An 11,798-nucleotide genomic window follows, 5' to 3' on the forward strand; every position below is an offset into this window, starting at 1 on the left:
CCGAGGCGCTACTACTCCACCGCCGCTGACCAAGCCGAGGAATCGCCGGATTCGAAGCCGTCTTCGAAGATCTCGCGGTTGCCCACGGCACCGACGAACTCGTCGAATCCCAAGTCGAAGGTCCCGATGCCGTTGATGTTGCCGGCGCTGTCGTAGCCTCGCTGCTGCAGGTCGATGTCGGTCCAGGCGGGAAAGAAGTTCTCATTGCAGAAATCGATCGCCGGCGAGGTCGAGTCGAGGTGCAGGTTGCCGTCGTCGGGGTCCACGAAGCGCGGATCCGCCCCGACCACCGAAACCCCCGCCACCATATTGGTGGCGTCGTCCATCAGCAGGCACCACCCGGTGTTGCCGGGACCGGCAGAACCCCGGGTGTCCTCCAGAATGCTGGCTTGGATGTCGATTGTCGCGCCGCTCGACGAGCTCGCCGCAAAGCTCCAGGCGAGCGTTTGACCGCCGCCGTTGACCAACCAGGCGTTGCGCGCCAGCGAGAGGAAACCGGCCTCGACAGTCGCCTCGTGGACCGCCTCCAGCACCGCCGAGCCACGGTTGTTCCAAAACGCCACCCCTTCGAGCCGCAGGTGCGAGAAGGCTCCCTCGACCCGAATCACCGGCCCCGGTGAAGGAGAACCCACGTTTTGGTTGACGAAGGCGCGCGAAATCTCGGCACGCCCCCCGGGGGCGACGTACAGGGCACTGCCATTGAGCGCATTGCAGCGATTGCCGACCAAGGTGTTGCAGTACGGCGCGTCGGGGCAGCTCACCGCACTCGACCGGTTGAGCCTCAACAGGGCATTCTGATTCACCAGCACCCCGCCACCGCCGAAGAGGGCCTCGTTGCCGTGGATCTCGAGGTTCGAGGCTTGCGCCGTCGTTCCCGAGCTTCGCAGGTAGAGCCCGCCGCCATAATCCGCCAGGTTGGAGTGGATCCTGACCGTCGAAACAGAGTCGCCGCCGGCAAAGAGATCGGCACCGGTCTCCAGATAGAGGCCACCGCCACTTCCGCTAGCTTCGTTGGAATGGACGAAGGCTCCCGGCTCCAGAACGACCGTACAGCCGTGGCGGGCCAAGATGCCCGCTCCATTCACCGCTCGATTGAGCTGCACCCGACCGCGAATTCGCACCACGGTGTTCTCACCGCTGTTCGCGTCGGAACGGGAGCCACAGGAGATCCCCCCTCCGAGGAATTGATCATTGTCCGGCGAAAAATTCTCCGAGATGGTCGAGGCGGAGTCAACGAAGACGTTGGCCCCGAAGAGCGCCTGAAGTCCCGGTGATCCATGGTAAATAATCGACGACTCGAGCTCGACCCTGCCCCCCCGGACATCCACCGCGACCCGGGTCAGCTCCTCACCGGGAGTCAGGGTGAGCCATTCGCCCACGATGAACAGGTTGCGCAGAATCACTCTGCGCTGCGGCGCACCGAGATCGGATCTGGCGATTTGCAACGGCCCCCAGGTGTTGCCGTTGGGCAACCCCGCGATCCCCGTATCCCCGGACGCCGTCGAGCTGGTGCAACGGTTCCAGCCACCGCTCAAGACCAACCGAGCCGCGTTGATGTCGTTGTCGATTCGGACATCCTCGCGAGCGAGCTCGTTCTCCGTCAGGCGAATTTCGTGCTCGCCCGGAGCATTCGCCCATTCGACCGCCTGCTGGACCGAGGACGTATCGCAACCGGCACCGGTGCCGACGCGAAAAATGGCGCCCTCGGCGGAACCGCCAAATCCCAGGGCACCCGCCGCCAGCAAGAATCCGCAGGCACTTTTCAAGCATCCAGACATAGCATTCTCCCAGGCGAGATAGGGTTGACTGCACGGCCCTCGAGGGGCTCCAACGCTCTTTCCTGGACCGTCGCTCGTACTCGGCGGGTGTTACGCCTATACTCTCGAGAACTCCTCCAAGCCCCGATGACACACTTCGCTCCATCCCCCCGAGAGACTTCGAAAGGGACCTCGGAGAGCCGCCAGCAAGTGATGCCAGGCCAGGTCCGATGGCTCCGGGCACTGCTGGGGGCCGCGCTGTTGGCAGCGGGCCCTCTGGTGGCGCAAGCCCCCTTGCCCGCGGCGGGCGGTGTCCTCGACCTCGACCTCGATGCCGGCGAGGAACGGGCCTTCTCGGTCCCGTTATCGGCCGGAGAGCTCCTCCATGTCGTGGTCGAGCAGAGGACCGCAAACGTCGAGCTGGAGCTGTTCGAGGCTGCCACTTCGGTGAGACGCACCGACCTCCGACCCTGGGCCTGGGGCGAGGAGTTCCTGTTCGCCCTGCCGACGGAGGAGACGCTCTATCGGCTGGTGGTTCGATCGCTGAGCAGCCGCGCTGGCAGCGCTCGCCTGCGCGTCGCAAGTCGTCGCCTCGCCAGCAGCCGAGACCGGCTACGCTTCGAAGCCGAGTCCGCCTACGCTTCCACCCGCTTCACCCGCGCCCAACGGGGCCTGGGGCTGGTGACCGACCAATGGGTCCAGCGGGCCGAACGAGCCGCCCGGATGTTCGAGGCTCTCGATCTCCCGGAGCGGCAGGCCTTCGCCCTCAAGCGGGTGGGCGACCTCCAAATTCAGCTCGGACGCCCACTCGACGCCCTGGCTCCGCTCGAAGAGGCCATCGCCATCGCCCAACGCGACGGCTACCCCTGGGCCGAGTGCCGAGCGCGGCTCACCTGGGCGGAGGCGGTCTACGCCCGCAGCGTCGATGAAGCGCTGGCCGAGGAGGAGCGCATTCTCTCCCTGACCGCCGCCGGAAACCTCCTTCCCTGCCAGCTATCGGTGATCCGTCTCCTGATCTACGACCTCAATCAGAAGGGCGACCACCGGCGATCGATCGAGCTCTTCGAACAGGCCTTGCCGATTGCCGACCAGCTCGATGCTCCCTGGTACCACAGCGCCTTGCACATGAATGTGGGCAGCGCCTATCTCGCCCGCGGCCAACTCGTCGAGGCGATCGAGGTCTTCTCCATCGCCCACCAGGGCTATCGAGATCTCGGCGACCATCGCAGCGCCATCGCCGCTCTCGACAACCAGTTGACCGCCCGCCGGGCTCTCGGCGACGAGGAAGGCTTGCTCGCAGCCCACCGGAAGATCGTTGCCTTCGTTGCGAATCACGGCGAGATTCAGGACGTTCTCGGCGCCCAGGTCAACTACGGTGAGACCCTCCTCGACCTCGACCGGCCAGCCGCCGCCGAAGAGGTCTTCCGACGCGCCTCCAGGCGCGCGGAGGGCGCTCCCGTGGAGGCCCAGGCGCCGGTCTGGAGAGGACTCGGTCAGGCGCTCTTGGAGAGCGGAGCCCTGAGCGCTGCCAAACCCTTCCTGGATCGCGCACGCCGAGCTCACCAGGCGTCCGGCAACGTGCCTCGTACCATTCGCGACCAAGAGCTCCTGGGACGCTGGCAGGAGGCATCGGGCCAGCTGCAAGCTGCCACCAGCTCCTACCGAGCCGCCGCCGGCCGGGCGGCGCAGCTTCATCTGCCCCCTCTCGAGCTGAGCTCGCGAGTGCGGGCGGCGGAGCTCCTCTGGCGGCTCCAGGACCCACGGGCCCAGGCCGAGCTCAAGCGCGCCATCGACCTGGTCGAAGACGTTCGCAAGCGCCTCTTCACGGATCGCTTCCGATCCTCCTCAGCCAAGCTCCTCCGCCGGGTCTACGATCTCGCCCTCGAAATGGAGCTGTCGCCACGCGAATCATCGGCGACCGGAGGCCAACCTTCCGCTGGTCAGATCGAGCGCGCCTTCTTGCTCGCGGAACGCTCCCGCGCGCGCTCTCTGAGGGAATTTCTGGAGGCCTCCCGAAAAGCCGTCACGGCGACCATCGATCCACGGCTCGTCGAACGCGAAAGCCGCCTCCTCGAGCGCGCCGAAGGCCTTGCCCAGGAGCGCTTCGAGCTCCTTCAGGAGCCGCTCGATCCGAACCCCGAAAGGCTCTCTGAGCTCGATGCCGAGATCGCGGAAACGGAGCTCGGTCTCGAAATCCTCGCCGCCGAACGGTTTCGACGCGACCCCCGGCGGGCGTCCCTCCTCGATGCTCGGCCGCTCGACCTCACCGAGGCCCAAGAGAGCCTCGGTGAGCGCACCCTGGTTTCCTATCACCTGCTCGAGAACCGGCTGCTGGTCTTCCTGCTGAGCAGAGAGGGCCTGGCGATGGAGACGCTGCCGGCGGGCGAAGACCTCCCCGCCACGGCCATCACCCTTCGTGAAGCCCTGAGTCAACCTTCACGCTTCACGGCACGCTTCCGCGACGCATCCCTGCACTTGGGTCGTGCCCTCTTGACGCCTCTCGCCGGCCATCTCGACGGCAAACGGCTGATCATCAGTCCCGATGGTTGGCTGCACCACGTACCCTTCGAGACCCTCCTGCTCGAGGCACCACAGGCCGAGGACTCATGGGCCGACCTCAAATTCGCCGTCAAGGCCTACGAGATCAGCTATGCGCCTTCGGCCGGGGTCATGGCCAGCCTTGGGCAAAACTCGAGCGGCGAGCAGAAAAGCACCCTGGTCGCCCTCGGCGACGCCCTGGCGAACGGTGCGGAGCCGGTAACCGACGGGCCCGGAAACGCCAGCGGCAGGGGCCTCTTCGGCTCTTTGCCCCACGCTCGGGAGGAGGTCGAGAACCTCATCGGACTCCTTTCGCCCGAGAGCGTGGACCCCGCGCCTGTTGAGATTCAAGGCCATCTCTTCGTCGGCCACCGAGCCACCGAAACGGTGGCCCGCTCGGACCTCGCGAAGGCGGCTCGTTTCCTTCACTTCGCCACCCATGCCTTCGTCGATTCCGACATCACCAGTCAATCGGCGCTGGTCCTGACGCCGGATCACGCCCACGACGGCCTCCTGCAACTCGGCGAGATTCTCCGTCTCCGGTTCAACGCCGACTTGGTCACCCTCTCCGCCTGCCAGAGTGCCGTCGGCCGGCAGCAGAGCGGTGAGGGGATCATGAGCTTGGCGCGAGGCTTCCTTTTCGCCGGAGCCTCGTCCCTGGTGGCAAGCCTTTGGGAGGTCTCGGACCGTGCCACCGGCGACCTGATGGGCAGTCTCTATCGGGGAGTCTTGGCAGAGAAAACGACAGCAGAGTCCTTGCGCGAGGCCAAGCTCGAGCTGCTGCAGAAGCCGGCATCGGCGCATCCCTACTACTGGGCTCCGTTCATCCTGATCGGCGACCCGAACTGACCTGGCCGTCTCTCCAACTTGCAGCGACGAGAATGTATGTCCCTGAATCTGCGGCGTGATCCCACCCTCCTGCTCCTCGCACTCCGGCGACGACGACGCCGGCACGCCGGGGGCGACCGCCATGCAGCTTCAGAACCGAGACCCTCTCGCCGAGAAACCTGGTGAGAAATCCGGGCTAGCCATGGCCATCGAGGGAATCGAAGCGACGGACCAAGACCGCCTCACCATCGAGGGCTTCCTCGCCGGCGACCGTGAGGCCGTACAACAGGTGCGCAGCTGGATTCGACTCGCTGCGGGGCGATACCGTCGTTTCCTGGCAAACGACCTCGAGGATCTCGAGCAAGAGACCTTGACCACCCTGCTGGTCAAGCTGTCGAGCCAGCACTTTCGCTTTGCGAGTCGACTGGAAACCTATGTCAGTCGCATCACGCACTACAAGTGCATTGATCGCCTGCGGGCGCGCTCCCGACGGACGTGGGTCGATCTCGAAGAGCTGGGTCTGATCGCTGCGGAGCGATCGGCCTTCGAAGCCATCAAATCCCAACAGGACCGCGAAATGGCGATTCGGGTCGTCACCAGCATGACGCGAAGCTGCCAGGAGCTCTGGTCCATGATTCGCCAGGGACTGAGCTATCTCGAGATGGCGCGCCGCACCGGCGTGGCGCCAGGAACCCTGAGGGTCCGGGTCCTCCGTTGCCGGCAGAAAGCTATCGCCGAGCGTGAACGGCTGATGGCATCTGAAAACCCGCGGGGAGGTAACGAATGAAGATCCTTAGCGACCGTCCCTTCGGAGGTGAGGGCGCCCTTCCACTGCGCCGAAGTCCCTTGGAGTCGGGACGCCGCCAACCGTCTGCTGACCGGTCTGACTCGGAAGGCAAATAGCCCCATGGATTGCAAGGCCACCCGCGAGCTCTTACCTTTTCTGTTGAATGGGAGCCTGGCCGACTCCGAGCGTCGGGAGGTCCTCGACCACCTCCACCAGTGCTGGGATTGCCGGGAGGACTTGCGTCGGGCCGCCGTGGTCTGGGTTGCCACCGAGAGTCACCCGACGGCAGAGATCCTGCTCGACTACGCCGAAGGACGTTCCCTCGACAGCTTCCCGCGCGACCTGCTGGAACAACACCTCGCGACCTGCGACGCCTGCTCCAGGGCCGTCGAAGCGGCCAGCGGAGCGATGACGGCACGAGTCGCCTGGCCTGGGCCCCCGATCGACACCGCGATGAGCCCTCCGCCTCGCCGCCCTCGCCGACCCCTGCTGGGTATCGCGGCGGGCTTGGTCTTGCTGACCGCCTCGGCAGGGTGGCTGGGTTCGCGGTTGTCCCCGGAGACCCCCGTGGCCAACGTGCACATCGCCGAATTGTCGGCAGTTCAGGAACGGGTGCGAAACCTCCGGATTGGGCGCCTCGAGATCCCGCGCTCCCAGGCGGCCGCCCTCATCCTGATCCATCCCCTCGACCTTGCAGCCGACGAGTCGACGGACGAAGTGCGATTTCGCATCGTGGTGACCGACGATGGCGGTCTCGGGGTCTTCACCCTCGAGGACCTCGAGCGCAGCGAGAATGGTGACTTCACCCTGCTCATCCCTGCCGACACGCTGCCGCTCGGCTCGCTGAGCCTCGAGCTCGAACAGCAGATCCTTGGGGAGTGGTCGCCGGTTGGCGAGTACCAGATCCAGAGTACCAACTGACCGCGCCGGGTCCTGAACCCGAACCGAATGGTACGGCTAGGAGGACTTGAACCCCGAACCTCGAGTTCGGCTTGCGCATCTCCGCCAAGGGCAGGAAGAGCTTCGTCTTCCAATACCGCAACGCCCAGAACCGGACACGCCGGCTCACCCTCGGGGCGGCTTCGCGAACCGCAATCGGCCAGCGCGAAGGAGTTGCCCTAGGCGATGCGCTGGCGCAGCATCAGCACCGCCACCGCGGCGACGGCGCCGACGGTCAGGTGACCACACCAGGCGATCGCACCCTGCGCCACCGGCAGGAACCAGAGGTCGACGACGAGGGCCAAGGCGAGCAGCGAGAACCCGGCGACGCGCAGCCCCCGCGACGCACCGGCGGAAAGGCGGCGGCCGAAGAGATCCCCCTGATGACGGGGCATCGAGCCACACAGGCAGGTGAATCCCAGCCCGGTGAAGAAGATTCCCAGCAGGGCGCTCACGAGGCAGCGTCCGAAACCACCTCGCCGGCGCGCTGCCGCGGCCGACGACGCACGGTGGCCGATCCCCGCGCCGCCGTGCGCGCCGCGGCACCGTAGGCGAGAGCGAGGACCAGCATGGTCAGGTCGAAGACCACGAACACCCAGTCACCGGCCCGTAGGCTGGGCAGCAAACCCCGGCTGGTCGACAGGGCGTTGACCAGCGGCACCGCGGCGAACAGCAGGGCCGTGGCCAGCAAGGACTCGGTCCAGGCCCGCCGGGCCGGACGCACCAGCGCCCACAGGGCCACCCCACCCCAGGCGAGGAAGAAGCAGTGGACCTCCCAGTCGGAGCGCGACGGCAAGGCCGGCGGCAGCAGCCGGTTGGCCAAGAAATAGCCGGCCAGCGCCGCCCCGAGGCCGGCGATGGCGGCGATGTTCAATCGCTCGACGACGCGGAAGCCGAAATGGGGCCGCTCCGGATCGGGCAGGCGATTGCGCCGGCGGACGGTCCACTGCACCAGCCCGGTGGCGATCATCGCGATTCCCAGCAGACCGGAGAGGAAATAGAGCCAGCGCAGCGCGAGGGGAGCGAAGCGCCCGGCGTGGAGGCCGACCAGCACGCTCTCGGTGGCGTAAGCGCCGCCGCGCCGCGCCGTCTCGCCGACGGCCTCGCCGGTGGCGCCGCGGTAGGTCAAGGTCGGCGTGCGGGTGCCGACCGTCGCGCCCCGAGAGCGCCGCGCGTGGACCAGGGCGTTGGCGTCGCCCGGATGCTGCACCTGGAGGCTCGCCAGAGCGGCGCCGTCCCAGACGGCGCTGGCCTGCTCGACGATCGTCGAGAGGGGAACCAGCTCGGCCGCCTCGCCCGCCGCCTCGGCCGCCGGTGGCCGAGGAAAGGCGGCGGCGAAGTAGGCCGCGCGGTCCGGAAAGTTGGCGCGAGCCCCGAAGGGCATGTACTGGTGGGCCAGGGTCACCAGCCCCGTATAGGTGATCATCACCACGAAGGGCAGGGCGAAAATCGACGCCATGTTGTGGCCGTCGTACCAGGAGATCAGGCCCTTGCGCAGGGTCAGGGAGAAAAAGCGGGCGAAGACCTTCTTGTGGGTGATGACGCCGGAAATGATGGCCAGCAACATCGCCATGGCGGCCACTCCCACCACGTACCGCGCCCACAGCGCCGGCACATAGTGCAGGTCGAAGTGGAAGCGATAGAGGAAGTTGCCGCCCCGGGTCGAGCGCACCGTCACCGCCTCGCCGCGACCGTCGAGCAGTTGCGAGCCGCTCCCCTCCGCGCCGCGCCAGCGGACCTGGCTGCGCACCCGGCGCTCGCTGGGCAGGGTGATGGTCCACGAATCGGCCTGCGGCGCCACCTGCTGCAGATAGGCCACGGCCTGATCGGCGGCCGCCCCCTGGGAGGCCCGCGGCGCCGCCAGCTCCGGCTCCATCCAGCGGGTGATCTCGTGCTGAAAATAGGCCGAGGTGCCGGTCGTGAACATGGCGAGCATGAGCCAGCCCAGGAGCAGGCCGGTCCAGGTGTGGAGCTCGGCCATCGACCGCCGGAAGGTCTTTTTCACAGGCGCCCTTCCGCCGCCAGGGAGAGCCACAGCAGAAGAGCCATGGGCCCGCCGGTGGCGGCCAGAAAAAGCCACAGCCTGGAGATCCTACGGATCGAGAAGGCCACCATCACGAGGTTCGCGAAGAGCAGGAAGGAAGCAGTGGTGGCGGCGACGCTCGCCGGCCCCGGGTCGAGCGGTAGGTAGCGGGCGGCAAAGGCCGTCGCCAAGGCGGTGTAGCCATAGTTGACAGGTATCGCCGTCAGCAGGCGCGCGACGAAAATCCAGCGCGACGGTGACGCCGGGATCTTGGAAGGTCGGCCGGGAGCGGCGGCCTGACGACGCTCGCTGGGGCTCAACGAATCCTCCTTCGGGGCCTGGGCCCGCCCGGGTGAATCCCGGACGAGCCCGTTCATGACTCGACCGCCGGAACGGTCAGAAGCGATAGCCGATGCGACCGACCACCGACCGGCCGGCGCCCGGGAAGCAGTCGCCGCGCGCCAGGCAGGTACCGTAGTAATCCTCGTCGGTCAGATTGCGGGCGTTGAGGGTGAAGCGCCAGTCCGCCGCGTCGTAGGCGAGCAGCGCATCGAGGAGCACGGTCTCGTCGGTCACCACTCGCACCGGCCCGAGCACCGAGCTGAAGCCGTTGCTCTCGCGCTCACCGAGGTAGCGAGCCCCGAAGCCGAAGCTGAAGGCGTTCCACCACGACGACCGAGGCCGATAGCGGATCCAGGTCGAGACCTGATCCTCGGCGATCGAAGGAAAGGGCAAGCCGTTGGCGTCTTCGGTGTCGAGCAGGCTCAGGTTGCCTTCGATCGTCAGCGGCCCGAGCTGGGTCAAGAGCTCGAGCTCGAAGCCCTCCGTCGTCGCGATCCCCTCCTGCTGGGAGTTGGGCTGGCCGATGAGGGCCGCCGGATTCGGCAGGTTGGACTCCTCGGTTTCGAAGTAGGCCACCGCCAGATAGGTGTTGCCGCCCGCCAGGTCGTACTTCACGCCGACCTCCACCTGCTCCCCCTCGCGCGGCTTCAAGGGGTTGCCGGTGAAGCCGTCGGTGCCGATCACCGGCTCGAAGGACTCGGCGTAGCTGGCGTAGGGAGTCAGGCCGTTGTCGAAGCTGTAGCCGACGCCGACGCTGAGCGAGGTGGCGTCGTCCGTCTGGGTGGTGGCGGCGACGGTTTCGACCTCGTCGTAGCGCGCCCCGAGGTTGAAAAACCAGCGGTCGACGGAGATCAGGTCGCTGAAGTAGAAACCCGAGTCCTCGGTGGTCGAAGGGTTGGGATCGCTGAGATTCCCGGGATCGAAGAAGATCGCCGGGACGCCGTCGAAGGTCGGGTTGAAGGGATCGATGACGTCCTGCCCGCGCAGGAAGATCAGGGCGTTGTCGATGGTCACGTCCTGATAGGCGGCCCCGATGTAGAGCTCGTGCTGCAGAGCCCCGGTCTTGAAGCTGAAGCGCGCCCGCACGTCCGCCGCCGTCTGCTCCGACGAGGCGTCGCTGCGGTAGATGGTGCGCGTCGCCAGACCGGTGTCGCGGATCCGCGGCACGCCGGTGCCGAGGAAGTCGATCCAGGCCTGCCAGTAGTCGGCCTCGCCCTCCTGGCGCCGCACCGTGCCGCTCAGGGACACCTGGTCCGTGAGCTGGTGGGAAGCGATCAGGGTGAGGTTGTCGGAGCGGGTATCGAACAGGTTGAAACCGGGCTCGCCGTGGTAGGTGTCGCTGTCGATACGCCGGCCGTCGGCGTTGACGCACACCGCGGAGGGCACGATGGTGACATCGCCGTCGACGCAGCCGGTGCCGGTGAGCGGCAGGAACTGGGACGAGGTGTCGCTTTCGCGATCCTGGTACTCGTAGAGCAGGGTCACCCGCGACCGCCCGTTGTCGTAGGTCAGCGACGGCATGATGATCAGGGCATCGTCGGTGACCTCGTCGACGAAGTGGTCGGCGTCGCGATAGATGCCGACCGCCCGGACGTAGAAGTTCTCCCCCAACTGGCGATTGAAATCGGCCGCGACCTGGCCGCGGGACTGGGTTCCGAAGTCGACCAGGATCTCATTCGACTTGTTGGCGCCGGCCAGCTTGGAGACCATGTTGAGCAGCCCGCCCGGCGTGCCCTTGCCGAAGCGCACCGACGCCGGCCCCTTGAGGACCTCGACCTGCTCGAGGGTGTAGATATCCGTGCGGGTGTTGTTGTAGAAGCCGAAACGGATTTGCTGACCATCGCGATACTCGGACGCCGAGGTACCGCGGATGCGCGCCGAGTCGATCCGCGTCGCCGGCCCGAAGGTGTTGGAATCGACGCCCGCCGTGTACTCGAGCACATCGGCCAAGGTGAGGGCGCCCCGATCGCGGAACGCATCCGCCGTTTCGATCGACAGGGAGCGGGTGGTCTCCAGAATCGGCGTCGCGCTGATCGAGGGCTCGGACTTCGGTAGCTCCCCGACCACCACCAGCTCTTCCTCGATCTTCTCGACCGGTGGCTTCGGCTCGTCGTCGGTGTCGGTGTCGGCCTCCTGGGCCAGGGCCAGCGGGCTCGCTCCCAGCACGAAGGCCAAGAGGAGCGGAAAAACGCCTCGAACTCTATTCATCTCATATCCCCTCGAACGGCACGAACCCCTCGAGATGCGAAGCTCCAAAGCAGCGCAACGGCGCGATTCGCTGCCGTCAGGAAACTGCTGTTGATATCTATTGAGACTTAGTCTCATTAACATAAACCAATCAGTACCATAACAGTCCTGATTGCGGCGGACAATGCCTTCAAGGGCTTCCGGGAATGGTTCGAGGAGCCGAGATCGGACGCGGGCAGCGCCCGCCGCCGCCGGCTCGCCATGGCGAGGCGGGCGACCGACCGAGAACGGGATGAGGGAGGCGGGTTGGTGCGGCTAGGAGGACTTGAACCCCCGACCTTGAGTTTAGGAAACTCCTGCTCTATCCACCTGAGCTATAGCCGCGAGGGCGCCGATT

Annotated in this window: 8 protein-coding genes and 1 tRNA gene; 3 read left to right on the forward strand and 6 right to left on the reverse strand. The window is 66.6% G+C overall.

The genetic code is table 11. The features are described from left to right. Nucleotides 1-11: 11 nt before the first annotated feature. Nucleotides 12-1,778, reverse strand: coding sequence for a hypothetical protein (locus tag AAF604_09880; protein MEM7049961.1), 1,767 nt, complete (start codon nt 1,776-1,778; stop codon nt 12-14). Nucleotides 1,779-1,970: 192 nt separating this feature from the next. Between AAF604_09880 and AAF604_09885 the strand changes: the two genes are divergently transcribed. The 3 genes from AAF604_09885 to AAF604_09895 all read left to right on the forward strand — a co-directional run bounded on the left by AAF604_09885 (nt 1,971) and on the right by AAF604_09895 (nt 6,831). Next, nucleotides 1,971-5,144 carry a CHAT domain-containing protein gene (locus AAF604_09885; protein ID MEM7049962.1) on the forward strand — a complete coding sequence of 1,058 codons (3,174 nt, stop codon included), beginning with the start codon at nt 1,971-1,973 and terminating at the stop codon, nt 5,142-5,144. Between the two features lie 55 nt (nt 5,145-5,199). After that, on the forward strand, nt 5,200-5,910 hold the full coding sequence (locus AAF604_09890; GenBank protein ID MEM7049963.1) for a sigma-70 family RNA polymerase sigma factor: 711 nt from the start codon (nt 5,200-5,202) through the stop codon (nt 5,908-5,910). 120 nt (nt 5,911-6,030) lie between these two features. After that, nucleotides 6,031-6,831, forward strand: a complete 801-nt coding sequence (locus AAF604_09895; GenBank protein MEM7049964.1) for a zf-HC2 domain-containing protein — start codon at nt 6,031-6,033, stop codon at nt 6,829-6,831. Nucleotides 6,832-7,028: 197 nt separating this feature from the next. Here AAF604_09895 and AAF604_09900 read toward each other — a convergent pair whose 3' ends face one another. From AAF604_09900 to AAF604_09920, 5 genes are all read right to left on the reverse strand, one after another. Continuing rightward, the gene (locus tag AAF604_09900; protein ID MEM7049965.1) at nt 7,029-7,304 is read right to left on the reverse strand and encodes a DUF3325 family protein; all 276 of its coding nucleotides are present in this window, start codon (nt 7,302-7,304) and stop codon (nt 7,029-7,031) included. Beyond that, entirely contained in the window at nt 7,301-8,854 is a 1,554-nt protein-coding gene (locus AAF604_09905; protein ID MEM7049966.1) for a PepSY-associated TM helix domain-containing protein, read from the reverse strand. Before AAF604_09905 ends, AAF604_09900 begins: the two co-directional genes overlap by 4 nt. Continuing rightward, complete coding sequence (locus AAF604_09910; protein MEM7049967.1) at nt 8,851-9,192, reverse strand: hypothetical protein; 342 nt, start codon at nt 9,190-9,192, stop codon at nt 8,851-8,853. Before AAF604_09910 ends, AAF604_09905 begins: the two co-directional genes overlap by 4 nt. Nucleotides 9,193-9,268: 76 nt before the next feature. Next, on the reverse strand, nt 9,269-11,422 hold the full coding sequence (locus tag AAF604_09915; GenBank protein MEM7049968.1) for a TonB-dependent siderophore receptor: 2,154 nt from the start codon (nt 11,420-11,422) through the stop codon (nt 9,269-9,271). Between the two features lie 286 nt (nt 11,423-11,708). Further along, a tRNA-Arg gene (locus AAF604_09920) sits at nt 11,709-11,785 on the reverse strand. Nucleotides 11,786-11,798 lie beyond the last annotated feature (13 nt).

This window comes from Acidobacteriota bacterium, from assembly GCA_039028635.1.
Taxonomy (GTDB): domain Bacteria; phylum Acidobacteriota; class Thermoanaerobaculia; order Multivoradales; family JBCCEF01; genus JBCCEF01.

Bases quoted from the DNA above. Each gene is read 5' to 3' on its own strand.
- AAF604_09915 (MEM7049968.1), bottom strand. From the start codon at position 11,422: ATGAATAGAGTTCGAGGCGTTTTTCCGCTCCTCTTGGCCTTCGTGCTG.
- AAF604_09880 (MEM7049961.1), bottom strand. From the start codon at position 1,778: ATGTCTGGATGCTTGAAAAGTGCCTGCGGATTCTTGCTGGCGGCGGGT.
- AAF604_09895 (MEM7049964.1), top strand. From the start codon at position 6,031: ATGGATTGCAAGGCCACCCGCGAGCTCTTACCTTTTCTGTTGAATGGG.
- AAF604_09885 (MEM7049962.1), top strand. From the start codon at position 1,971: ATGCCAGGCCAGGTCCGATGGCTCCGGGCACTGCTGGGGGCCGCGCTG.